This is a genomic window from Micromonospora sp. NPDC049101 (assembly GCF_040648675.1).
Lineage (GTDB): Bacteria > Actinomycetota > Actinomycetes > Mycobacteriales > Micromonosporaceae > Micromonospora.
In genome coordinates, this window is record NZ_JBEZED010000002.1 from 121,367 (window position 1) to 142,967 (window position 21,601).

Annotated in this window: 23 protein-coding genes and 2 pseudogenes; 11 read left to right on the forward strand and 14 right to left on the reverse strand. The window is 69.3% G+C overall.

Translation table 11 applies throughout. The annotated features are described in order from the left end of the window. Positions 1-92: 92 nt before the first annotated feature. The 5 genes from AB0B57_RS03240 to AB0B57_RS03260 form a co-directional block, all read right to left on the reverse strand. Positions 93-524, reverse strand: coding sequence for an arsenate reductase ArsC (locus AB0B57_RS03240; protein WP_357064678.1), 432 nt, complete (start codon positions 522-524; stop codon positions 93-95). 18 nt (positions 525-542) lie between these two features. Continuing rightward, the gene (locus AB0B57_RS03245; RefSeq protein WP_357064680.1) at positions 543-1,304 is read right to left on the reverse strand and encodes an MIP/aquaporin family protein; all 762 of its coding nucleotides are present in this window, start codon (positions 1,302-1,304) and stop codon (positions 543-545) included. Between the two features lie 85 nt (positions 1,305-1,389). Beyond that, positions 1,390-2,043, reverse strand: a complete 654-nt coding sequence (locus AB0B57_RS03250; protein ID WP_357064681.1) for an arsenate reductase ArsC — start codon at positions 2,041-2,043, stop codon at positions 1,390-1,392. Beyond that, entirely contained in the window at positions 2,036-2,725 is a 690-nt protein-coding gene (locus AB0B57_RS03255) for a MarR family transcriptional regulator (RefSeq protein ID WP_357064683.1), read from the reverse strand. The genes AB0B57_RS03250 and AB0B57_RS03255 overlap by 8 nt, the downstream gene beginning before the upstream one ends. Positions 2,726-3,150: 425 nt before the next feature. Then, the gene (locus AB0B57_RS03260) at positions 3,151-3,534 is read right to left on the reverse strand and encodes a metalloregulator ArsR/SmtB family transcription factor (protein WP_357064685.1); all 384 of its coding nucleotides are present in this window, start codon (positions 3,532-3,534) and stop codon (positions 3,151-3,153) included. A 90-nt stretch (positions 3,535-3,624) separates the two neighbouring features. Here AB0B57_RS03260 and AB0B57_RS03265 point away from each other — a divergent pair, with 90 nt between their 5' ends. The 5 genes and pseudogenes from AB0B57_RS03265 to AB0B57_RS03285 all read left to right on the forward strand — a co-directional run bounded on the left by AB0B57_RS03265 (position 3,625) and on the right by AB0B57_RS03285 (position 7,946). Beyond that, entirely contained in the window at positions 3,625-3,771 is a 147-nt protein-coding gene (locus AB0B57_RS03265; protein WP_357064687.1) for a hypothetical protein, read from the forward strand. 59 nt (positions 3,772-3,830) lie between these two features. Then, on the forward strand, positions 3,831-5,255 hold the full coding sequence (locus AB0B57_RS03270) for an FAD-dependent oxidoreductase (protein WP_357064688.1): 1,425 nt from the start codon (positions 3,831-3,833) through the stop codon (positions 5,253-5,255). A gap of 159 nt (positions 5,256-5,414) precedes the next feature. Next, positions 5,415-5,636, forward strand: a pseudogene (locus tag AB0B57_RS03275) (TetR-like C-terminal domain-containing protein); the annotation flags it as partial. A gap of 85 nt (positions 5,637-5,721) precedes the next feature. Beyond that, a complete protein-coding gene (locus tag AB0B57_RS03280; RefSeq protein WP_357064690.1) occupies positions 5,722-6,897 on the forward strand; it encodes a GDSL-type esterase/lipase family protein in 1,176 nt (391 codons plus the stop codon). Positions 6,898-7,415: 518 nt separating this feature from the next. Beyond that, on the forward strand, positions 7,416-7,946 hold the full coding sequence (locus AB0B57_RS03285; protein ID WP_357064692.1) for a hypothetical protein: 531 nt from the start codon (positions 7,416-7,418) through the stop codon (positions 7,944-7,946). Positions 7,947-8,184: 238 nt separating this feature from the next. Here the strand turns inward: AB0B57_RS03285 and AB0B57_RS03290 are convergent, their stop codons facing one another. After that, complete coding sequence (locus AB0B57_RS03290) at positions 8,185-9,498, reverse strand: aspartate aminotransferase family protein (protein WP_357064693.1); 1,314 nt, start codon at positions 9,496-9,498, stop codon at positions 8,185-8,187. An 84-nt stretch (positions 9,499-9,582) separates the two neighbouring features. Between AB0B57_RS03290 and AB0B57_RS03295 the strand changes: the two genes are divergently transcribed. After that, positions 9,583-10,470, forward strand: a complete 888-nt coding sequence (locus AB0B57_RS03295) for a LysR family transcriptional regulator (RefSeq protein WP_357064695.1) — start codon at positions 9,583-9,585, stop codon at positions 10,468-10,470. Positions 10,471-10,697: 227 nt separating this feature from the next. Continuing rightward, positions 10,698-10,922: a maleylpyruvate isomerase N-terminal domain-containing protein gene (locus tag AB0B57_RS03300; RefSeq protein WP_357064697.1), complete on the forward strand. Its 225-nt coding sequence runs from the start codon at positions 10,698-10,700 to the stop codon at positions 10,920-10,922. Between the two features lie 26 nt (positions 10,923-10,948). Here the strand turns inward: AB0B57_RS03300 and AB0B57_RS03305 are convergent, their stop codons facing one another. From AB0B57_RS03305 to AB0B57_RS03320, 4 genes are read right to left on the reverse strand one after another with little or no spacing between them, the layout of a single operon-like run. After that, a complete protein-coding gene (locus tag AB0B57_RS03305) occupies positions 10,949-11,602 on the reverse strand; it encodes a response regulator transcription factor (protein ID WP_357064699.1) in 654 nt (217 codons plus the stop codon). Further along, the gene (locus AB0B57_RS03310; protein WP_357064701.1) at positions 11,599-12,753 is read right to left on the reverse strand and encodes a histidine kinase; all 1,155 of its coding nucleotides are present in this window, start codon (positions 12,751-12,753) and stop codon (positions 11,599-11,601) included. The genes AB0B57_RS03305 and AB0B57_RS03310 overlap by 4 nt, the downstream gene beginning before the upstream one ends. Before the next feature lie 14 nt (positions 12,754-12,767). Then, positions 12,768-13,517 (reverse strand): ABC transporter permease, encoded by a 750-nt coding sequence (locus tag AB0B57_RS03315; protein WP_357064703.1) that lies wholly within the window; start codon positions 13,515-13,517, stop codon positions 12,768-12,770. After that, positions 13,514-14,410: an ABC transporter ATP-binding protein gene (locus AB0B57_RS03320; protein WP_357064705.1), complete on the reverse strand. Its 897-nt coding sequence runs from the start codon at positions 14,408-14,410 to the stop codon at positions 13,514-13,516. The genes AB0B57_RS03315 and AB0B57_RS03320 overlap by 4 nt, the downstream gene beginning before the upstream one ends. Before the next feature lie 134 nt (positions 14,411-14,544). Here AB0B57_RS03320 and AB0B57_RS03325 point away from each other — a divergent pair. Together AB0B57_RS03325 and AB0B57_RS03330 are read left to right on the forward strand one after the other, a co-directional pair. Further along, positions 14,545-14,784 (forward strand): annotated as a pseudogene (locus AB0B57_RS03325) (MerR family transcriptional regulator); the annotation flags it as partial. A gap of 254 nt (positions 14,785-15,038) precedes the next feature. Next, positions 15,039-15,767 carry an MFS transporter gene (locus AB0B57_RS03330; RefSeq protein WP_357064707.1) on the forward strand — a complete coding sequence of 243 codons (729 nt, stop codon included), beginning with the start codon at positions 15,039-15,041 and terminating at the stop codon, positions 15,765-15,767. A 488-nt stretch (positions 15,768-16,255) separates the two neighbouring features. Here AB0B57_RS03330 and AB0B57_RS03335 read toward each other — a convergent pair whose 3' ends face one another. Together AB0B57_RS03335 and AB0B57_RS03340 are read right to left on the reverse strand one after the other, a co-directional pair. Next, the gene (locus AB0B57_RS03335; protein ID WP_357064708.1) at positions 16,256-17,134 is read right to left on the reverse strand and encodes an LLM class flavin-dependent oxidoreductase; all 879 of its coding nucleotides are present in this window, start codon (positions 17,132-17,134) and stop codon (positions 16,256-16,258) included. Positions 17,135-17,235: 101 nt separating this feature from the next. Then, on the reverse strand, positions 17,236-18,255 hold the full coding sequence (locus tag AB0B57_RS03340) for an aldo/keto reductase (protein ID WP_357064709.1): 1,020 nt from the start codon (positions 18,253-18,255) through the stop codon (positions 17,236-17,238). Between the two features lie 155 nt (positions 18,256-18,410). Here AB0B57_RS03340 and AB0B57_RS03345 point away from each other — a divergent pair, with 155 nt between their 5' ends. Further along, entirely contained in the window at positions 18,411-18,989 is a 579-nt protein-coding gene (locus AB0B57_RS03345) for a TetR/AcrR family transcriptional regulator (protein WP_357064971.1), read from the forward strand. Positions 18,990-19,404: 415 nt separating this feature from the next. On the opposite strand, the gene AB0B57_RS03350 is transcribed toward AB0B57_RS03345, so the two are convergent. Further along, positions 19,405-20,172, reverse strand: a complete 768-nt coding sequence (locus AB0B57_RS03350) for an SDR family oxidoreductase (RefSeq protein ID WP_357064711.1) — start codon at positions 20,170-20,172, stop codon at positions 19,405-19,407. Between the two features lie 107 nt (positions 20,173-20,279). Here AB0B57_RS03350 and AB0B57_RS03355 point away from each other — a divergent pair, with 107 nt between their 5' ends. Beyond that, positions 20,280-20,879, forward strand: coding sequence for a TetR/AcrR family transcriptional regulator (locus AB0B57_RS03355; protein WP_357064712.1), 600 nt, complete (start codon positions 20,280-20,282; stop codon positions 20,877-20,879). 238 nt (positions 20,880-21,117) lie between these two features. Here the strand turns inward: AB0B57_RS03355 and AB0B57_RS03360 are convergent, their stop codons facing one another. After that, a complete protein-coding gene (locus tag AB0B57_RS03360) occupies positions 21,118-21,408 on the reverse strand; it encodes a hypothetical protein (RefSeq protein WP_357064713.1) in 291 nt (96 codons plus the stop codon). Positions 21,409-21,601 lie beyond the last annotated feature (193 nt).

Here is a 21,601-nt window from a genome sequence, read left to right on the forward strand (position 1 = left end):
GCGCCTGGTCCTGACCCGATGGGGCGCCGTGTCCCAACGGCAGAGCGATACATGACATCAGACGGCGTCGGGCATCGGGACGTGCGACGCCGTCAATCAGACTGATTGGTTCGTGCTCGAACGTCAGCGGGAAGCAGCTCCGCCAGGAGGCTCTTGACGCGGTGACGGATCTCATCGCGGACCTCGCGCACAGTTTCAATGCCCTGACCCGCGGGGTCGGTAAGTTGCCAGTCCTCGTACCGCTTGCCAGGAAAGACGGGGCATGCGTCCCCGCAGCCCATGGTGATGATCACGTCGGAGCTTCTGGCGAGGTCGTACTCCAGCTTGCGCGGAGTGTTGGCAGTGATGTCGATACCCACCTCGCGCATGGCCTGCACCGCGACAGGGTTGATCTGTTCGGCGGGTTCCGACCCGGCTGAGCGGACCTCGACGGTGTCGCCGCCGAGGTGGCGGAGCCAGCCGGCGGCCATCTGAGAACGGCCGGCATTGTGTACGCACACGAATAGAACACTGGGCTTGCTCATCGCTGTTCTTCCTTTCTATCAGGATGTCTGGCTGGCAACGCCGGCTGCGTGCTCGTCGGCGGACGGGTGCTGGACATGCACCTCGCCGGCGCGGTGATCAACCTGCGGATACAGGGCGAGGAGGAGGGCCACCCCCAGGAGGAGCCCGCCGAGTTGAGCCAGGATGAACGCGGGAACGGAGGAGGGGTCGATGCCGGCAAAGGTGTCGGTAAACGCCCGGGCAAGGGTGACGGCAGGGTTGGCGAACGACGTTGATGACGTGAACCAGTAAGCGGCGCCGATGTAGGCGCCGACGGCAGCGGGAGCGGCGAGGGAGCGGCCAGCGCGGGCCAGGGCGAAGACCAGCAGGATGAGCCCGGCCGTGGCGACCACTTCACCGAGCCACAGGTGCCCGGCGGACCTTTCCTTGGTCGACCATTCGACCGCGGGTAGCGCGAACATCAGGTTGGCCAGGATCGAGCCGCCGATGGCGCCCGCGCTTTGGGCGGCGATGTAGCCGCACAGTTCCCGGGTGGTGAGGCCGCTACGGGTACGGCGACCTAGGAACCAGTCGGCGGCGGAGACGACGGGGTTGAAGTGCGCGCCGGATACCGGGCCGAAGATCAGGATGAGTGCGCCCAGGGCGAGGGCGGTCGCGACGGAGTTCTCCAGTAGCTGTAGGCCGGTGTCGTTGGGTGACAGGGTGGTGGCCATGATTCCGGAGCCGACGACGGCGGTGACGAGCAGTGCGGTGCCGAGGAATTCGGCGAGGAGTCGCCGCCAGGGTGCTTCGGTGGTCATCAGGGTGGTGCTCCGGTTCTGAGAGGTCGGCGGGCTGGTCCTGCGGCCTGGACGGTTGGTTCGCTGGCTTGGGACGAGGCCGGGGTTATCCGGTGGTGGGGATGTCGAGTTGGTCGAGGAGGCGGCGGACGCGTCGCTTGAACTCGCCGCGTACGGGTCGTATCTCGGCGACGGTGTGCCCGAAGGGGTCGTTGAGGTCCCAGTTCTCGTAGCGGGTGCTGGGGGAGTCGCCGCAGCCCATGGTGATCACGATGTCGGCGGCGCGGACGGCTTCGTCGGTCCAGGGTTTGGGGTACTCGCCGGAGATGTCGATGCCGCGTTCGGTCATCGCGGTGATGGCGGCGGGGTTGACCTCGATGCCGGGTTCGGATCCGCCGGGCCAGGCCACGGCGCGGTCTCCGGCCAGGTGGGTGAAGAAGCCAGGGGCCATCTGGCTGCGGCCGGCGTTGTGGGTGCCGAGGAACAGGACGACGGGGCGGCCGTCGTGGTGGAGTCCTTCGACTCGGGCCAGGGCGTGCAGGCGTTGGCGGGCGAACCGTTCGGCGAGCAGGGGGAGGAAGTGGGCACGCTGCCGTTGGTGGCGAACTGGTCGTCGCTTTGCGTGTAGGGGCCGTTCGATGGTCTCGGTGCCGTGGGTGCCGTCGAACCCGGCGGCGAGCCGGGTGGCGGCGGTGTGCAGCGCGAGTTGCCGGTCGACGGACAGGTCTTCGCGCCGGTCGTGGGCGGTCAGGTCAGGCATGGGACGCTCCGGGCTCGAGGGCGGGCGCGAGGCGGTCGATGCGTCCGGCGAGGTCGGTGAATGCGGCCTCGAACGCGGCGTCACTGTCGGCCGGCGCGGGGTCGGGCACGGACCAGTGCAGCCGGGGCCGGACGGTCTCGGTGAGGTCTTCGTGGGCGTTGTCGCAGACCGCGATGACCAGGTCGCCCTCGTGCACGACATCGGCGACGTGCGCGGTACCGGTCGGGTTGAGCGTGAGGCCGTGCCGGCTCGCGACCTTGATCGCCCGAGGGTGCACCCGTGGGGCGGGTTGAGTGCCGGCGGAGGCGGCCGGGATTCGGGCGCGTTGGGCCCAGAGCGCGGCGGCGAGCTGGGAACGCGCGGAGTTGTGGGTGCACACGAACACCACCCGCGCCGCCTCGGCCAGCGGCGGGGGAGTCAGCGCCGCGAGGGCCTCGGGTTCCAGGCGCAGGTAGGTACGCCGCCGGTCACCCTCGGACCGGGTCCGTACCAGGAGACCGGCGTCTTGCAGCACCTTCACGTGGTGCGCGACGAGGTTCGTGGGCAGGCGCAGGGCGCGGGCGATCTCGCCGGGGGAGGCGTCGCCGACGGTGAGGGTGTCCACGATGGCGAGGCGGGCCGGCTCGCCTAGGGCGGCGTGGATCCGCGCCCGTCGCCACAACGAAGATGACTCAGCGTCCATTGACTCAATGGTTGCTGAGTTGGTTTGCGAAGTCAAGTCACCCGTTGTGCGGTGGTCACCCCTCCGGACAGCGTGGGCGCCTCGGGGTCAAGCCTTCTCCTGGTCCTGCCCGATCGCGGACAAGGGTGTAGTACTGAGTGATCAGAGGGCCAAGGTGGCGGTGTGCACGAAGGCCCGGCCGGGTTGCCGCTCGTCGGGGAAGACGCGCGAACGAGCGGTCTGGGCAGGTGGGCGGCCCGTCAGGAGGAGATTTGCCCACCGCTTAATTCGTCGGGCTTACGATCGTGTCCAGCCGATCGAACAGTTGCGTGATCACCCCGGCGGCGAGCAGCCCACCGGGCTCCGCCAGCCGTAACTGCTGCTCCGCCGCCGGCAGCGTGCACGCCTGCGGCGCCCATGACCCTCAATTGAGGTCCTCACCTCGCTCATCGTGGAGTGCTGGCGGCGTCGACCGTCAGCAGCGACGCGAGCTGTCGCATGATGCCCGGTCGGGGCCGGTAGTACACCCAGGTGCCACGACGCTCGGCGTCGACGAGGCCGGTCTCGCGCAGGGTCTTCAGGTGGTGGGAGATTGTGGGTCCGGTCAGGTCGAACGCCGGGGTGAGGTCGCAGACGCAGGTCTCCCCGCCGGGTGCCGAGGCGATCATCGACATGAGCTGGAGCCGTACCGGGTCGCCGAGAGCCTTGAAGGCCGGCGCGAGCACAGCGGCGGTCTCGGCGGGGATCCGCTGCTCGCTGATCGGCGCGCAGCAGGGCGCACCCTCGTCGAGGTCGGTGAGGCGCAGCGCTGTCCCGGTCTGCTTTGACATCTCTCTAGGTTGACAGATCTCGAAACAACGTGCAACTCTCTGATTCGAGCAACTTCGAGACAGTATCTGCGAGAGCATGAGGAGAGCGCCATGTTCCGGGCAAACCGACGCCGCGCGGCCGACATCGCGGCGCGGTTCTGCGACGGCTGCGCCGAGTTCACCGCGGCAGCCGAGCGGGCCCGCCGCCGCTACGACCGCAACCGCACCGACATCCACGCGCTGATCTGGCCGCGCTGATCACCGAGCGCCCAGTCCGCCCAACTATTTCGAACAGCATCGAGACAGCAGGAGTTGTTGTGAGCATTCACCTGGAAGGCCTGCCCGTCGTCGTGATCGGCGCGGGACCGGTGGGCCTGGCCGCCGCCGCCCACCTGCACGACCGCGGCCTGCCCTTCACCGTCCTCGAAGCCGGGGACGGTCCCGCCGCCGCCGTACGCCAGTGGGGGCACGTGCGGCTGTTCTCCCCGTGGCGCTACAACATCGATCGCACCGCCGGCCGCCTCCTTCAGGACGCCGGCTGGGTCGAGCCCGACCTCGACATCCTTCCGACCGGCGAACAACTCGCCACGGACTACCTCCAGCCCCTGGCCGACCTCTCGGAGCTGAAGCCACACATCCGCTACGGCACCCGGGTCGTAGCGGTGACCCGATTCGGCCTCGACCGGGTCCGCACCACCGGGCGGGAGACCGCCCCGTTTCTGATCCGCCTGAGCACCGGCGAAGACCTCCTCGCGCGGGCGGTCATCGACGCCTCCGGCACCTGGGCCACCCCCAACGTCCTCGGTGCCTCCGGAATCCCCGCCCACGGCGAGACCGACGTGGCCGCGCTGCTCGACCACGCCTTGCCCAACGTTCTCGGTGCCGACCGTGACCGGTTCGCCGGCCGGCGAACCCTGGTTGTCGGCGCCGGCCACTCGGCCGCGAACACACTCCTATCCCTGGCCGACCTAGCTGAACAAGAGCAGGGGACCAGCATCAGCTGGGCGATCCGCGCGACCAGCCCCGCCCGCACCTACGGCGGCGAGGCAGCCGACGCACTCCCGGCACGGGGGGCTCTCGGCACCCGGCTACGCGAGCACGTCGAAGCGGGCCGGATCCACCTGGTCACCGGGTTCTCCGTCCACTCCCTGACGTTGCTGCCGAACGGTGGGGTGGAGGTGTCGGACGGATCCCGCACGATCGAGGTCGACCAGGTCGTGGCCGCCACCGGATTCCGCCCGGACCACACGATCGTCTCCGAACTCCGCCTCGACCTAGACCCGATCATGGGCTCCACCCGGGCGCTCGCCCCGCTGATCGATCCCAACGAGCACTCCTGCGGCACCGTCCCGCCGCACGGCGTCGACGAACTCGCCCACCCCGAACCTAACTTCTACGCCATCGGCGTGAAGAGCTACGGCCGCGCCCCCACGTTCCTCATGGCCACCGGCTACGAGCAAGCCCGTTCCGTCGTCGCCGCGCTCGCCGGTGACTGGGCCGCCGCCCGCGACGTCCAGCTCGACCTGCCGGAAACCGGTGTCTGCAACAGCAACCCGGTCATCGGCGACGACACCATCGCCGACTCCGGCGGCTGCTGCGCCACAGCGGCAGCAGAGCCCGTGACGATCTCCACGGGGAGAGGGCTCGCCACCGGCATCTCCGGCGGTCTACTCACCGCGCCGCTCGCCCTCGTCGACGTGTCCACAAACACGCAGGCATCCGACGGGTGCCGCGGCAGCTGACCAGGATGCCCCGTGCGGAAACGGTGGCCACCGACACCCATCCCGGTGGCCACCGGATCGCAGGCGTTTCGCAACGAAGTGCGGGCCTGAGCTGCTGCTGACCGGCACCGCCTCGACCTTGAAGACCGCAAGTCGTTAGCAGGCAGGCCCGCCAGCGCCGGCGTCCGGCACGCCCAGATGGCCCGGGCGATCCTGCGGGGCTACGACGTGGACGAGCCGGACGCGACGCATGCGGTCCGAATGTTGGGCAGCGTCTTCCACGGCTACGTCAGTTTGGAGCTGGCCGGTGGTTTCGCGCACAGCGCCCCCGCCGCGCAGGAATCCTGGGACTGGATCGTGGATGCGCTCGACGCGCTGTTACGCAACCGCAGCACTACCTGACCCGGACAACGGCCGCACCGCCGCAAGCGGTTCGCTGCGCGGCGCGCCGATGAACACCGAGATTTCGGTCGAAAGGCTTGAGGCAATGCCCACCGAACGCCAATGGATCACCCCGGTCACCGCGGATTTCCTGCGCGGCTTTGTCGACGTGGAGGCGACCGCGCGCGGTCTGCTGCCGCACCGGCTGACCGCCCAGGCGCGCCGGCAGATCCCCGACGACCAACTGGCCATGGCCGAGGCCCAGCCCTCCGGTGTGCGGCTGGCGTTCCGTACCCGGGCCACCACGATCGAACTGGACACGCTGCCCACCAAACGGGTCTACCAAGGCTTCCCACCACCGGCGGACGGCGTCTACGACCTGCTGGTCAACGGCCGCCTGGCCGCGCAGGCCTCGGTCCCCGAGGGCAACGTCCGGACGGTTACCGACATGTTCACCCAAACCTCGGTGCTGACCGAGGGGCCGGCCGGCACCGCCCGCTTCGCGGATCTGCCGGCGGGGGAGAAGGACGTCGAGATCTGGCTCCCGCACACGGAGATCACCGAGCTGATCGCGCTGCGCACCGACGCGCCCGTTGAGCAGGCCCCGCCCAGCGGGCGCAGGACGTGGCTGCACCACGGCAGTTCCATCAGCCACGGCTCGAACGCCGCTCATCCCAGCGCCACCTGGCCAGCCCTGGCCGCGGCTGCGGGCGGCGTGGAGTTGGTCAACATGGGGTTCGGCGGGAGCGCGCTGCTCGACCCGTTCACCGCCCGCGCGATGCGCGACATCCCGGCGGACCTGATCAGCCTGAAGATCGGCATCAACATCGTCAACAGCGATGTGATGCGTCTGCGCGCCTTCGCTCCCGCGGTCCACGGTTTCCTCGACACCGTCCGCGAGGGGCATCCGACCACACCTCTGCTGGTCGTGTCGGCCATTCTGTGCCCGGTCCAGGAGGACACGCCCGGCCCCCTCGCGCCGGACTTCGAGGGCGGGACCCTGCGGTTCAAGGCCACGGGCGATCCGGCCGAGCGCAGCGCCGGGCGGCTGACGCTCAACGTCATCCGTGACGAACTCGCCCGGATCGTCGAACAGCGCACGGCCGACGACCCGAACCTGTACTACCTCGACGGACGGGACCTGTACGGCGAGGCGGACTACGCCGAACTCCCGCTGCCCGACGAGGTGCACCCCGACCCTGCTGGACATCGCCGTATCGCCGAGAACTTCGCGCGGCTCGCGTTCGGCGACGGTGGCCCATTCGCCACCAAGACCGGCTGACCATGTGGGGTGCGCCGAGCGACCTCAGGGTCTGGTCACGTCGACCGGGGCCCTTCGCCTGGTCCGCGCGCTCCGCGGGTGTGCCGGCGGTCACGAGGCTGCCGGCGACAAACGCCCTCGTCGAAGAACTCCGCCACGTTTCGGCCATGATCGGCGATCAGGTTGCCGGCGTGGTCGCGGTGCCACCGGCACGACGACGCCCGATCCTGGAAGTCGACGGTGAACATCCGTCCATAGAACGCGAACCGCCGCCCATCCGCAGCCGGGGTGAACCGTTGTGGCCGTAGCTTCCCCTGCCCGGCAGCACCGTGAGCACACCCGAATGACACAAATGCGAAAGGCGCTCTCAGTGTGCTGATGCTGCCTTCCGGGCCTCGGATAACTCGCGCCCGAACGCACGGACCTGGCACCTCGAAATGCCGAGACTGCGAATACGCACACGCCCTCCTCGGCCGGTCGTATGGTGACCGAGAGGCTGCCGTCGGGACATCTTCCATGCTGAAGGGGAGTCGGTCGCGATGCGAGGAATCAGCGACGAGTTCTTCTTTACCATGGCAGAAGTCTCTGGTGCTCTTGTCGGCACACTTCTCGTTGGAGTCTTCTTCTACCTCGACTCCGACCTGCACAAGACCCGCAAGGGCTCAGCTGCGGCCGACCGCTACATGCGCTCAGGAGTGCGGTGGATCTTCTTGGTCTCGGCCGTGCCGCTCATCGTGTCGCTCACACTCGCCGGCCTGGAGCCGATCTGGGGTGCTCTTACTTTCATCGCGCTCTCGGTCGTGCTGGTTGCCTCAACTGCCGACACGACCTACCGCACAGTCGCTCGCGGCGGCTCGGCCATATCAACCGCGTTCGTTGTCAACGAAGTCGCCACCACGGCAGCGGTCGTCGTCCTTGTCACGTTGCCCTGGGTGCTTGGTGGCTGGGTGCCACCGCCAGATGCCTTCGTACCCTCGCTTCTGCTGGCCTTGGGATCTGGCTTTTTCAGCATTGTGGCGCTCGTCATGACGCTCTTCGGGCCGGCCCGGCATGACGACGCCCCTGCATAGCACCCGCCGTGCGCTCGTGCAGGCTTCGCCCTGATCGAGGGGCGCTGCACGCACGGTGCGATGGCCGATTACGGAAGCTGGGGTCCTCGCTGGAGAGTTGCTGATTCACGCCACGGCTGGCGCGATGCTCGCACGAACGGCTCCGAAGATTTCCCGCGCGACGTAGCGCTTGAAGCTGCTCGACGGCGCCGCGAAGTGGTCATCCATCCAACCGGAATCATGCTCCCCGGCCGGTCTATCAGGGTATGAACTGCGGCACCACGTCGGCGAGTGCATGGTCGAGGATTTCCAGGCCCAGGTCCAGCTCTGCGTGGCTGGAGGTGAGCGCTGGCGCGATGCGGAAGACGCCGCCCATGCCCGGCAGCTGCACCACGTTCATGTGCAGGCCCAGCTCCAGGCAACGCCCGGTCACCGCGGCGCCCAACGCGTCGGCCGGTCGTTTCGACTCCCGGTCCCTGACCAGCTCGAGCCCGACCAGCAGCCCGCGGCCGCGCACGTCGCCGACCACGGGGTGCCGTTGGCCGATTTCCTGAAGACCCTTCCGCAGGTACGAGCCCAGTTGCGCCGCCTGTTCGTCGAGCCGGTCATCCTCCAGCACGTCCAGGACCGTGTTGCCGACCGCAGCCACCAGCGGGTCTGAGACGTGGGTGGTGAAGAAGAGGAAGCCGCGCTCGTGCGCCGTCTGCTCGATCTCCGGGCTGGTCACCACAGCGGCCAGCGGCAGGCCGGCGCCGAGCGTCTTGGACAAGGTCAGGATGTCCGGCACGACGCCGTCGCGCTGGAACGCGTACCACTCTCCGGTGCGGCACAGACCGGTCTGCGCCTCGTCGAGGATCAACAGCCCGCCCCGCTCGTGCACCTTGTCGCGCAGCGCCACGAGGTATCCCGGCGGTAGGTCGATCACCCCGCCGGAGCTGAGGATCGGCTCGACGACGCACGCCGCCAGGCTGCCCACCGACTGGGCGTCGAACAGCTCGAACGCGAACTCCAGCTGATGCCCCCAGTCCAGCTCGCCGTTGGGAAAGGTGAAGTCGGGACGGTACGCGTTCGGCGTGGGGATCGCGAAGTTGCCGGGCGCCGCGGGCCCGTACCCCTTGCGCCCCGAGCTGTAGGTGGCGCTCGCCGCAGCCTGCGTCATCCCGTGCCAGGACCGGGCGAACGAGATGATTTCGTGCCGGCCGGTGACCAGCTTCGCCATCCGGATCGCCGCCTCGTTGGACTCCGCGCCGGTGGTGAGCAGCAGGACCTTGTCCAGCGGCGCGGGCAGCGAGCCGGCGAGGCGGCGTGCCAGCTCGACCACGGGCCGGCTCAGCATGCCACTGAACAGGTGGTCGAGAGTGGCTGCCTGCCGCTGGATCGTGGCTACGACGGCCGGGTGGGAGTGGCCGAGGATCGCGCTCATCTGCCCCGACGTGAAGTCGAGCAGGCGGCGGCCGTCGGCGGTGAAGACGAAACTGCCCTCGGCGCGGTCGATGATCTCGCGTACGAAGCTGCCCGCGCCGATGTAGCGGACCAGGTGACGATCGGCGTCGGACCAGAACGAATCAGCCATGGATCGACGCTAGGCAGCCAGGACAGGCACGTCCATCGCACATTTCCGCTGTCGCTGTTAAGCAAAGCCGTACAGTCGGCGGTCATGACGCTGAATCCGTGGCGACTGCGCCTGCTCGCCGACCTGGCGACCTACGGCACCGTCCGGGCCGTTGCGCAGCGCGGCAACCTGAGCCCGTCGGCGGTGTCGCAGCAGCTGATCACGCTGGAACGGGAGACCCGGACCGCGCTGCTCGAACGCACCGGGCGGCGGGTGCGGCTCACTGCGGCCGGAATGTTGCTCGCCGGCCGGGCTCGGGAGATCCTCGCTGCCATGGACTCGGCCGAGGCGGAGCTTCGCCGCCTCGCCGAGGAGCCGGCCGGCACGGTCACCGTGGCCGCGTTCCAGAGTGCGGTGCAAGCCCTCGCCGAACCGGCGCTTGTCCGTCTCGCGGCCCGACACCCGGATGTGAGCGTGGTGTTGCTGGAGCTGGAGCCGCACGAGAGCATGCCGGCGCTGCGTCGCGGCGAGGTTGACCTGATCATCACGACGGCCGACTTCGCCGGCGCCGAGCTCTCCCCGGAGATCCACCTGGTGCCGCTCGCCACCGACCCGATCGTGCTCGTACTGCCCCCGGAGCATCCGCTGACCAGCGCCGAGTCGGTAGCCCTGGAGGCGTGCGCGCAGCAGCGCTGGACGTTCGACGTCGCCGGCTCGTACATGTCCGAGCTGTCCACCCGGCTGTGCCGGGAGGCCGGCTTCGAGCCCGCGGTGATCTGTCGGTTCAACAACTACATGCTGGCGCTCCAGCACGTGGAGAACGGCCGCTCGATCACCATGCTGCCGAAGCTGGCGGTGGACCCGCGATACCGGGTGGTGACCCGACCGCTGAGCCCACCGCTGACCCGGCGCATCACCGCCGGGGCCCGGCGACCGGCCGCGTCACGCCCCGAGGTGACGGCCGTGCTCAATGCCCTGAGAGCAGGTGACTGACCTTGGCCGGACCGTCGGTCGGGCCAGCGCCCGCTCCCTCGGCCTCGCGATCGGACCCGGTCGGCCCGCCGCCGTGCGTCTACGGTCGCCGACGGCCGGGGGTGATCGGCTGGGGCCTGCACGCCATCGAGGTTGCGGCTCCACAAACCCGATACCTGCCGGAGGCGCTGCCCGGGGTCGCGGACGGCACTTGACCCTGTTGCCGGAACACGGTGTCGAATGCTCGCGTGATTGTGACTCTGCTCGATGACTTGGCGCGGGTAGCGGCCGGCACCACCGCGGAGCAGTACACGTTGCCGACTCCGTGCGACGGGTTCGACGTGCGGCGACTGCGGCAGCACCTCACCGGCGGACTGACCTACTTCGAGGCCGCCTTCGCCGACCCTGGCGCCGAGGAGCGAGGAGCGGATCCGCATGCCTACGCAGGGCCCGACCACGCAGTGGCTGGATGAGGCATCGGCGCAGGGCTTCCTGCCCGTCAGCGAGGCTGGACCAGGCCGTTGTCGTACGCGAAGATCACCGCCTGGATCCGGTCGCGGGCGCCGATCTTGAACAGGACCCGTCCGACGTGCTTCTTCACTGTCGACTCGGTCAGCGTGAAGCGTTCGGCGATCTCGGTGTTGGTGGCGCCCTGGCCGATCGCCTCGAGCACCTCGCGCTCCCGCTCGCTCAGCGTGCTCAGGCGAGGATCCTCGGATGTGGTCGGCGCCGGTTCCTGCAGGTAGGCGTCCATCAGCTTGCGGGTCAGGCTGGGGGCTACCACTGAGTCTCCGCTCGCGACGGCGCGGATACCGGCGATCAGTTCCTCGGGGCGCGCGTCTTTGAGGAGAAAGCCGCTCGCTCCGGCTCGAAGTCCGGCGTAGACGTATTCGTCCAGATCGAATGTGGTCAGGATCAGCACGTGGGTGCGGGAACCGGCCGCGGTTATGCGGCGGGTGGCCTCGATGCCGTCCATGCCGGGCATGCGCACATCCATCAGCACCACATCGGGCCGGGTCTGATCGACTTTCCGCACGGCCTCGGCACCGTTGGCGGCCTCACCCAGCACGGTGATGCCGGGGGTGCCGTCGAGCAGCATCTTGAAGCCCATTCGTTGCAACTGCTGGTCGTCGACGATCAGGACGGTGGTCATGAGGGCTCCTTGAGGACGACGTCAACGAGCCAGCCGTTCTCGACCGGGCCGGCGGTCACCACCCCGCTGTACATGGCGGCGCGTTCGCCTATGCCGAGCAGGCCGTGGCTTGGCGGGGCCGGTATGGCACGGCCGTTGTCGAGAACGCGTACCCGTACCTCTCCGCGGCAGGCAGCGAGAGTGACTGTCGCGGACGCGCTGCGCCCCGCGTGTTTGAGGGTGTTGGTGAGCGCTTCCTGGACGATGCGGTAGACCGCGAGCTGCAGCCCCTTGCCGAGGGTGTGCAGCTCGCCCGAGGTGGAGTAGGTGACTGGCAGCCCGGCTGCCCGCACGCTCGGCAGCAGCCGGTCGAGATCGTCGATGCCGGGCTGCGGCCTCAGCTGCGGACCAGGGTCACCCTCGCGCAGCACGCCCAGCACCCGGCGCAGCTCCGCGAGCGCCTGACGGCCGGTCTCGCCGATCAGCCCGAGCGGTTCGGCGGTCTGCTCCTGCCGCGATCTGGCGAGGGCGGCGCTGCCGTCGGCGAGGCCGACGATCACCGACACGTGATGGCCGACGATGTCGTGCATCTCGCGGGCCACCCGGGCCCGCTCCTCAGCGACGGCCAGGCGGGCCTGCTGATCCCGTTCGATCTCGAGGCGGGCGGCCCGGTCCTCCAGGGCGATGAGGTACGCCCGGCGGGTGCGCACCGCGACGCCGGACGCGACCGCGGCCGCCTCTGTGCCGATCGCCAGGAGCAGGGTGGTGACGCGGTTCTCCGTCACCGGGTTGATCAGGTAGATCTCGGCGACCAGCAGCGCGAGGGCGATCCCGGAGGCCCAGGCCAGCGCCCGCCACGAACCGCGGGAGGCCACCCCGAACAGCATCACGAGCAGGATCACCCCGGCGCCGACGCCGACGTCCAGTAGTCCCTCGATCAACTCGATGAGGGCGGTGGCCAGGAACGCCGGGAACGGGTACCGCCGCCGCCAGTACAGCGGTGACAGCAGCACCAGGGTCGCGATGGTCGCCGACAGGGGTTTCTCGATGATGTTCGGGATGCTGAAGAGCACGATCGGGACGGCTACCAGGGTGTCCATGACCCACGGGTGGCGCCGGTCGAACGCCCGCAGCCCTGCCTGCCGGTCCACGAGCCATCCCTGCGTGCTCATCGCCCGAGTCTCCCTTACGCGTCGGTCTTCTTGAGCCGATAGGCGGCAGCGGCGAGCGTCACGGCCACGTACCCGGCGAAGACCGCGAGACCGGCCCACGGATCCAGCGTGCCGTCCGTGGGAGCCAGTGCCATCACGGCGCTGCCGGCGTTGCTGGGCAGGTAGGGGGTGATGGCCTCGGAGATCGAGTCCGGCAGCAGCGGGGCCAGACCGGGCACGACCAGCAGCGCGCCGGCCAGGATCGCGATGGCTCCGGCGCTGGACCGGACGATCATGCCGAGCGCGACGCCGAGCACCGCGACCAGCCCCAGATAGAGGCCGGCGCCGAGCAGGGCCCGCAGCACGCCGTCGTCGCCGAGGCCCAGGCTGCCGATCTTGTCGTTGAGCACGGCCGATCCCAGGGCGAAAGCGGCGAAGGCGCCGATGGTCATCGTGACGAAGGCGGCTGCCCCGGCCACGAGGCTCTTCGACCACAGCACCGGCAACCGGCGGGGCACCGCGGCGAGGGTCGCCCGGATCATGCCAGTGGTGTATTCGCTCGCCCCCAGCAACGCGCCGAGCACGCCGACGGACAGGGCGGCCAGGGCGCTGCCGGACAGGGCCAGATCGACCGAGGTCAGGTTGTCGCCCGAGAAGGACGCCGAGGCGATCATGCCGAAGGCGATCAGGAGGAAGACGGAGATGCCGGTCGTGATCCAGGTGGAGCGCAGGGAGGAGAACTTGGTCCATTCGGCGGCGGCGACGCCACCAGGGGTGATCTTCATCGGGAGGCCTCGTATTCGACAGCGTCGCGGGTCAGGTCCATGAACGCCTCTTCCAGCGAGGCGTTCTGCGGGGTGAGTTCGAACAGCGGGATGCCGCGGGCGGCCGCGGCCAGCCCGATCTTGCGGGCGGAGGTGCCGGCGACGAGCAGTTCCTCGGCGCCGGTCGAGGTGACCGTGATGCCCGGGCCGGCAACCGTCGTGCGCAGTGCGTCGGGGGCGGGAGTGACGACCCGGACGCCTTCGGCGGTCACGAAGTCGGCCACGGTGGTGTCGGCCAGCAGCTTGCCCCGGCCGATGATGACCAGGTGGTCCGCGATCAGCGAGACCTCGCTCATCAGGTGTGAGGACAGCATCACGGTGCGGCCCTCGGCGGCCAGGCCGGTGAGCAGGTTGCGCACCCAGAGGACACCCTCGGGGTCGAGGCCGTTGACCGGCTCGTCGAGCATCACCACGGCCGGGTCACCGAGCAGCGCGGCGGCGATGCCGAGCCGCTGGCCCATGCCGAGGGAGAACGCACCGACCCGCTTGTGGGCGACGGCGGAGAGGCCGGCCAGGTCGAGCACCTCGTCCACGCGCGAGCGCGAGATGCCGTTCGTGCGAGCCAAGGCCAGAAGGTGGCTGACCGCCGTCCGGCCGGGGTGCGCGGCCTTGGCCTCGAGCAGCACGCCGATCTCGCGCAACGGCGCCTTCGACGACGCGTACGGCTTGCCGTTGACCAGCACGTCACCGGAGGTTGGTGCGTCGAGGGCGACGATCATCCGCATGGTCGTCGACTTGCCGGCACCGTTGGGGCCGAGGAAGCCGGTGACCTGTCCGGGCTTCGCGGTGAACGACAGGCGGTCGACGACCGTCTTCGCACCGTATCGCTTGGTTACTTCGCGTACCTGAATCATGCTCACCACGCTAGATCCGGGCACAGCCCCCATCGTGGTACCGCGGTCGGCATTTCCGGCCCGCCGTTGGTACTCAGGTTCTACTGGCCATTGCTACGTAAGGGTGTTTCACCGACGCGAACGCCGCCCCGCCGATGCGAGCGTGGAGCCACAGCCGTACCAAGGGGGGAGGAGCTGACGTGGCCTGGAGCACCCGGGAGCTGGCGGAGCTCGCCGGTACGACGGTCAACGCGATCCGGCATTACCATCGGATCGGCCTGCTCGATGAGCCCACGCGCCGATACAACGGATACAAGCAGTACGGGGTGTCCGACCTCATGCTTCTGCAGCGCATCCGGTGCTTGTCCGAACTCGGCGTGCCGCTCTCCCAGATCCGCGAGATCTGCCTGGACGGCGTGGCGGCAGCGGACGTCCTGAGGCAGGTCGACGCCGGCCTTGCCTCGGAGATCGAGCGGTTGAGCAAGGCCCGGACCGACATCGCGACCATTCTGCTCACCCGTGCACCGGTTGGGACCGACCTGCTGGTTCATGCCGGCGTTCTGGAGCACGAGCATCCCTACCACCACGCCGAAGTGACTGTTGCTGACGACGGCTCGACGCCGATCGCGCGAGAATCGTCCGGGCGCAGGTGCACCAAGCGGGTTCTCTGCGGTCGGAGGAGGTCTCGCTCGGTGACCGCTACGGTCACCGCCGTTTCCTGGTCGTGGCAGCCGCCTCGGTCGCGGTCGGGTCGGTGGTCGTGGCCGTCGCGCCGACCTTCGAGATCCTGCTCCTGGGGCGAGCTGTTCAAGGGCCGTTGGCGGCGTTGCTGTCGCTGGAGTTCGCGATCATCCGTGAGCGGGCCGGGCATTCGACCGGACGGGCGATCGGGCTGCTCGTCGGCGCGGTCGCTGTGGGCGGCAGCGCCGGCCTGCTGCTGTCGGGGGTGATACGTCAGTACTTCAGTCTGTCGGCGACGTTGTGGATACCCGCCGCCCTCATGATCCTGGTGGTCCCGGTGGTGGCGTGGCTTGTGCCTGAGACGACGCTGCGCACGATGGGCCGCATCGACTGGACCGGAGCGGTGCTGTTGAGCGTCGGGCTGGTGCTGCTGCTCGCCGCCGTCGGCAACGGCAGCGACTGGGGATGGACGGACGCCCGCACGGTCGGGGGGATCGCCGGAGGCCTGGCCCTGCTCGCCATCTGGGTCCGGGTCGAGCAGCGTGTCTCGCATCCCTTCGTCGACATTTCGCTCATGCTGCGCGGTGCACTGGGTCTGCCGGTGCTCGCCGGGTTTTTCGCCGGGGCCGAGTTGTTCGGCAGTCAGGCGGCCAGCGCCCTGTACCTCGGGCTGCCCGCAAGCACCGGAATCGGGTGAGGCCTCGCCTCGCTGCAACTGGGACTCGTGCTGCTCGCGTTCGGTCTCGCCGCGTTCGCCGGCACCTGGCTGGCGCCTCGGCTGACCGAACGGGCCGGGAGCCGGACCGCTGTGGCCGTCGGGGCGGTACTGACTGCGGCGGGGTACGTGCTGACGGCACTGGTTCACGACGCCGTAGCCACCTTCGCGGCCGTCATGGCGGCCCTGTCGAGCCACGTGCCCGGGGTCGCGACGCCGGTGACGGGTACGGCCGGTTACGTGACGGTCTGGCTCGCCTGCGCCGGCTTGGCGATCGTGGTGGCCGCTGTGGCGCTCTGTTTGCCCAGGAGAGATTCTGTTCGAACTCGAAATCCTTCGCGAGCTGGCCAAGGACCTCGACGGCGGTTTGGCAGACCGAGCACGTGAGCAACCGGCCGAGTTGCACAGTTTCGAATTCCGGCTCAATCTGCCGTCCGCACAACTCCAATCAGGCCGACCCGCCGGGGCAGCTATGCGGTGGACGGGGTGATGAGCTCATCGGCGACCCAACGCGCGACGCCAGCGGGGTAGGGCGCCGGCAGTGTGAGCACGATGTGCCCGAAGCCGGCGCCGATCGTCCTGCCGATGGCGTCCTGGGTGAGCCCGGGCTGGTCGTAGGAGACGGGCAGGTTGATCGAGCGGGTGATCGACGCCGGGTCGCGGCCGATTTCGGCGCAGTAGCGTTCCAGCAGGGCGCTGCGGCTGACGGCGTCGTCGATGTCTCCGCTGGCGATGTTCCAGATGTCCGCGTGCTCGGCGACCACCCGCAATGTGGCGGCGGAGCGGCCACCGACAACGATCGGTGGGTGCGGGCGCTGCACGGGCTTGGGGCTGGCGAACGCTCCGGTCAGGTCGACGTACGTTCCGTGGAAGTCGAAGGGCTCGTTGTCGGTCCAGAGTCGCCGGATGACCGTGAGCGCCTCGGCGAGGCTGCCCACGGCGTCGGCGGTGTCGGCGAAGGGCAGGCCGTGCGCGGCGTACTCCCGCCGGGCCAGAGGGTGACCAGGCCGTGACCCGACGCCGATGCCGAAGTCGAGGCGCCCGCCGGAAACGATGTCGACGACCGTGGCGATCTTGGCGAGCAATGCGGGAGGCCGGAAGCGGTTGCTGGTCACCATTACGCCCAGTCGCAGCCGCTCGGTCTGCGTGGCGAGGGCGGAGAGCAGGGTCCAGCCTTCGTACGCCGGTCCGCCCGGGTCGCCACCGATGGGCATGAGGTGGTCGAACAGCCACGCGTGCTCGATCTCGGCGATGGCGTCCGCCTCCTGCCATACCCGCAGGATGTCGTGGTAGTCGACGTGCATCGGGGCGGTCATGAGCCCGAAGCTGGGCGAGGGCTTGCTTGGCATGGGTCCGTCCGTCCTTTCGGCGCCGAGTCTGGAAGGTCTGGCGGGTCAGCGGCAGGCGGACATGCGCCCGCGCGTCCGCCTGGTCACTGACTGCCGGGTGGTCAGCGGCGGCGCAGCGCCGGCTCGAGCAGAGCGGGCGGGGTGTCGTTCTTCTCGTCGGCGGCGAGGTCGACGCCGGGGGCCACGATCGCGTCGATGGCGTCCAGCACGTCGGCCGGGAGGACCGTGTCCGCGGCGGCGAGCTGCGAGCGGAGGTGGTCCGTCGTGCGAGGGCCGATGATCGCGCTGGTCACGCCCGGGTGCGCGGTGACGAAGCCGAGCGCGAGTTGGATGATGCTGAGGCCGGCCTCGTCGGCGACTGTGGCGAGTTGCTCGACGGCGTCGAGCTTGGCGCGGTTGGCGGGGATGCTGACGTCGTAGCGCTGCTGCATGAAGCTCGAGCGGTTCGTGCTGATGTCCTGTCCGGCACGGATCGCGCCGGACAGCCAGCCCGATGCCAGTGGGCTCCAGGCGAGCACGCCCATGCCGTACTCCTGGGTCGCGGGCAGCACGTGGGTCTCGATGCCACGCTGCAGGATCGAGTAGTTCGGCTGCTCGGTCACGTAACGGCTCAGACGTCCCTCGCGGGCGGCCCACTGCGCCTGCACGATGCGGTAGGCGGGGAAGGTCGAGGAGCCGAAGTAGCGGATCTTGCCCGCGCGCTGCAGGTCCGTCAGCGCCGACAGCGTCTCGTCGTCGCTGGTCGTCGGATCCCACCGGTGCATCTGGTAGAGGTCGACGTGGTCGACGCCGAGGCGGCGCAGGCTGTTCTCCAGCGCGGTGACCAACCAGCGGCGCGAGCCGCCCCGCTGGTTGCGTTCGTCGCCCATCGGCAGGGTCGCCTTGGTGGCCAGAATGACGTCCTCGCGGCGACCGGCGATGGCCTTGCCGACCATCTCCTCGGACTGGCCGCCGCTGTAGACGTCGGCGGTGTCGATGAGGTTGATCCCCGCCTGCAGCGCTGCGTCGACGATGGCGGTGGCGTCCTCCTGGGTGGTGTTGCCGATCTTGCCGAAGTTCATCGCGCCGAGTACGAGGGTGCTGACCTGCACACCAGTGCGGCCCAAGGTGCGGTACTGCATGACTGTTTCTCCTTCAGACGTCCGGCGGTCCAGGGTTTGGCGGTAGCGCGCCGGTTCATTATGCTGAGCAAGCGGAGCGTCGTTCCGGTAAACACGATACGGAACTGCGTTCCGGATGCCAAGTGGAGTGACGGAGGTAACGCGACGTGGCTGACATCGACAGCGGCGTTCAGCAACCGGTCCCGCGTAAGCGGGCCGACGCCCGGCGCAACGAGAGGGCCCTGCTCGACGCTGCCGCCGCGGCGTTTGTCACCTCCGGCGTCGACGTCCCCGTGCGGGACATCGCCGTCCGAGCAGGGGTCGGCGTGGGCACGATCTACCGCCACTTCCCCAGCCGGGCCGACCTCATCGTCGCCGTCTACCGGCACCAGATCGAGGCGTGCGCCGACGCGGGACCGGACCTACTGGCCGACAGCGGCACCCCGTACGCCGCCCTGGCGCAGTGGATCGACCTGTTCGTCGACTTCCTGGTCACCAAGCACGGTCTCGCCGCCGCGCTACAGTCCGACGACGCCGCCTTCCAGACCCTGCACGCCTACTTCCTCGACCGGCTTGTCCCGGTCTGCGACCAACTCCTCGACGCCGCCGTCGCCGCCGACGAGATCCGCCCCGACCTCGACGCCTACGCGCTGCTGCGCGGCGTCGGCAATCTCTGCATCGGCGCGGGCAACGACCCCCGCTACGACGCACGCCGCCTGGTCGACCTCCTCGTGGCCGGGCTCCGCGTCCGCTAGTGCGGTGTCCACGAACGTTCACCGGGCGTCCGGTGGTCGTTGCGGATCCTCGCCTTGTGGGCGAGCGACTCCCCTCCGGGTGGTGGGGCGGTCCTCCGCGGGCCACCTGATCCTCGCGCCGCGCGCGGGCGGCCGGGATCACATCGGGACCGGCCGGCTCGACGGTGCGTGAGCACCTCCGACAACACACCAACTGTCGGGGTGGTGTCCGCCGCCCGGGCTACGGGTGGCGATGGTGGCAGCCGCGACCAGGTCACGGTGCCCGGAAAACCGGCAGTGCGGGCAGTGGTAGAGGTCTCCGGTGTGAAGCTCTAGCTTGGTCGCTGAATCAACCACCGGAGACCTCTTCCGTTATCGACTACCGCCACGCCGCAACATCAACGCCACCTACGAACGCGACCTGGCCAGCCTGTCCTCAGAGCGCGGTGCCGCCCGAAGCGTCGATGACCTGACCGGTCACCCAGCGCCCCTCGTCAGAGGCGAGGAAGGCGATGATGCTGGCCACGTCGTCGGTCTCGCCGAGCCGGCCGAGGGCGACGCGCGCCGTCTGCTGCGCCGCGAGTTCCGGATTGTCGACCAGGTACTGGCTGTTCCGGGTCATGACGATGCCGGGTGACACCGAGTTGACGGTGATCCCGCGCGGGCCCAGATCCAGCGCCATGTCGTAGCTGAACCAGTTCAGCGCCGCCTTGCTGACGCCGTAGGCCAGCAGATCGGGGCTGCCGACTCTGGCCGCGGTGCTGGAGACGTTGATGATCCGGCCGCCGTCGCGCAGTCGCGGCAGCGCGAGCTTCGTGATGAAGAACGGCGCCTTCACGTTCACGGCCATCACCTGGTCGAACTCGTCCTCGGGGAGGTCGGCCAGCCGGGCGAAGCTTCCCTTGCCGGCGTTGTGGACGAGGATGTCGATCTTCCCGTCCGGCACGAGCTCCCGGCCCGCCTTGTCGAAGGTCTCCCAGAAGCGAGCCGCGTCGCCCGGTGTGCCCAGCTCGGTGTGCACGGCGAAGGCACGTCCGCCGTCCTTGCGGATGCGCTCCACCGTGTCGCGGGCCGCCGCCTCGTCGTGGCCGTAGCCGACGGCGACCGTCGCCCCGTCGCGGGCGAACCGCTCGACGGTCGCCCGGCCGATCCCGTGACTGCCGCCGGTGACGACTGCCACTTTGTTCCGCAGTGCTCCTGACATGACCGCTCCCTTGTTGAATGATCGCTCAAGAGGAACCTAGCTCGTTCTTGAGTGATCTGCCAACAAATAGCCTGCCCTCTTTTGAACGACCGCTCTAGAATGGGGTCATGGACACACCAGAGGTACGGCGAGGCCGGCCGCCGACCTTCAACCGGGCGGCGGCACTGGCGGCCGCCACCCGCCTGTTCTGGGAGAACGGGTACGAGGGGACCTCGATCAGCGACCTGACCCGGGAGATGGGCATCCGGCCCGGCAGCCTCTACGCGGCGTTCGGCGACAAGAGGTCCCTGTTCAACGAGGTCATCGAGACGTACGGCCGCTCCCCGGCCGGGGAGTTCATCTGGGCCGCCATGTCCAGGGAGTCGACGGCCTTCGACGCCTTCCGCCGCATCCTGCTCGACGCGGCGGCGATGTACACCGACCCCGAGACGCCGGCCGGAAACCTGCTCTGCAGCGCGGCCGCGGCCGACACCGATGTCGCCACCTACATGCGCGACCTGCGCAACGCCAGCGTCGGCACGTTCGAGGAGCGCCTGACAACCGCCCGGCACGAGGGCGAACTGCCGGCGGCAGCCGACCCTCGCAAGCTTGCCGCGTATTTCACGGCCGTCATGCACGGCATGTCCCAACGCGCCCGGGATGGCGCCACGGCGGCGGAACTCACCGATACCGCGGAACTGGCCATGGCCGCCTGGCCGGCGCGCTGACCGCCGCGGATCTCCCTGCTTCCTATCGACTCGATGACGCGTGATCCGGCTCGTGACCTGGCCATCGCCTGGAGCATGTTCCGCGGAGCGAGCCAGGCCGCGTACCGCACGGCCCGCAAGGCCGAGGATGGCATGGGGGCGCGCGGCCGCGGGTGGGCACTGTGGAAAAGCGCTGATCGTGTACGCCGACTGACCTCGTCAAAGTGGTAGCCGACGTGGGGCAGTTCGGATGTGCGGCCTACCCCTGTGAAGGGCCGTCGGCCGAGGTGGCGGCGCGCAGCTCGTTGAGCACGTACGTGGCGGCCTTCTCGACGACGCGGACGCCCGCTTCCTGGCTCACGTGATGGTCGGAGAGTACGGCGATCAGCCAGTCGTGACGGGCCTCGACGATCCGTCCGGTGCTGTTGACCAGCCAGCGGCCGCCGTCAACATCGGCGGCGTCCCAGCCGTTCTTGACGTAGTAAGACTGACTGCCCGACTCCCGTGCGGCGCTGACCCCCCATCGCTGCTCGGAGATTACCCTCTTCATGAGGCCCATGATGAAAGTACGGTCCTGCGGGGTCAGCGGTCCCGTCGGCGACGTCAGCGCGGTCAGCAGCCGGAGCTGGTCGGCGACCGTGGTCTTGGTGATCCCCCGGTGTGAGCTGGGCCGGGTCTCCCGCAGACCGAGCGCGCGGTTCGCGGAGGCGAGGCCGCGCGAGCCTCCGATCCGCTCCCGCCGC

Bases quoted from the DNA above. Each gene is read 5' to 3' on its own strand.
- AB0B57_RS03320 (WP_357064705.1), bottom strand. From the start codon at position 14,410: ATGATTCAGGTACGCGAAGTAACCAAGCGATACGGTGCGAAGACGGTC.
- AB0B57_RS03305 (WP_357064699.1), bottom strand. From the start codon at position 11,602: ATGACCACCGTCCTGATCGTCGACGACCAGCAGTTGCAACGAATGGGC.
- AB0B57_RS03335 (WP_357064708.1), bottom strand. From the start codon at position 17,134: ATGCCAAGCAAGCCCTCGCCCAGCTTCGGGCTCATGACCGCCCCGATG.
- AB0B57_RS03255 (WP_357064683.1), bottom strand. From the start codon at position 2,725: ATGGACGCTGAGTCATCTTCGTTGTGGCGACGGGCGCGGATCCACGCC.
- AB0B57_RS03355 (WP_357064712.1), top strand. From the start codon at position 20,280: ATGGACACACCAGAGGTACGGCGAGGCCGGCCGCCGACCTTCAACCGG.
- AB0B57_RS03340 (WP_357064709.1), bottom strand. From the start codon at position 18,255: ATGCAGTACCGCACCTTGGGCCGCACTGGTGTGCAGGTCAGCACCCTC.
- AB0B57_RS03280 (WP_357064690.1), top strand. From the start codon at position 5,722: ATGCCCACCGAACGCCAATGGATCACCCCGGTCACCGCGGATTTCCTG.
- AB0B57_RS03315 (WP_357064703.1), bottom strand. From the start codon at position 13,517: ATGAAGATCACCCCTGGTGGCGTCGCCGCCGCCGAATGGACCAAGTTC.
- AB0B57_RS03295 (WP_357064695.1), top strand. From the start codon at position 9,583: ATGACGCTGAATCCGTGGCGACTGCGCCTGCTCGCCGACCTGGCGACC.
- AB0B57_RS03290 (WP_357064693.1), bottom strand. From the start codon at position 9,498: ATGGCTGATTCGTTCTGGTCCGACGCCGATCGTCACCTGGTCCGCTAC.
- AB0B57_RS03360 (WP_357064713.1), bottom strand. From the start codon at position 21,408: ATGAAGAGGGTAATCTCCGAGCAGCGATGGGGGGTCAGCGCCGCACGG.
- AB0B57_RS03265 (WP_357064687.1), top strand. From the start codon at position 3,625: ATGTTCCGGGCAAACCGACGCCGCGCGGCCGACATCGCGGCGCGGTTC.
- AB0B57_RS03350 (WP_357064711.1), bottom strand. From the start codon at position 20,172: ATGTCAGGAGCACTGCGGAACAAAGTGGCAGTCGTCACCGGCGGCAGT.
- AB0B57_RS03285 (WP_357064692.1), top strand. From the start codon at position 7,416: ATGCGAGGAATCAGCGACGAGTTCTTCTTTACCATGGCAGAAGTCTCT.
- AB0B57_RS03240 (WP_357064678.1), bottom strand. From the start codon at position 524: ATGAGCAAGCCCAGTGTTCTATTCGTGTGCGTACACAATGCCGGCCGT.
- AB0B57_RS03250 (WP_357064681.1), bottom strand. From the start codon at position 2,043: ATGCCTGACCTGACCGCCCACGACCGGCGCGAAGACCTGTCCGTCGAC.
- AB0B57_RS03260 (WP_357064685.1), bottom strand. From the start codon at position 3,534: ATGTCAAAGCAGACCGGGACAGCGCTGCGCCTCACCGACCTCGACGAG.
- AB0B57_RS03310 (WP_357064701.1), bottom strand. From the start codon at position 12,753: ATGAGCACGCAGGGATGGCTCGTGGACCGGCAGGCAGGGCTGCGGGCG.
- AB0B57_RS03245 (WP_357064680.1), bottom strand. From the start codon at position 1,304: ATGACCACCGAAGCACCCTGGCGGCGACTCCTCGCCGAATTCCTCGGC.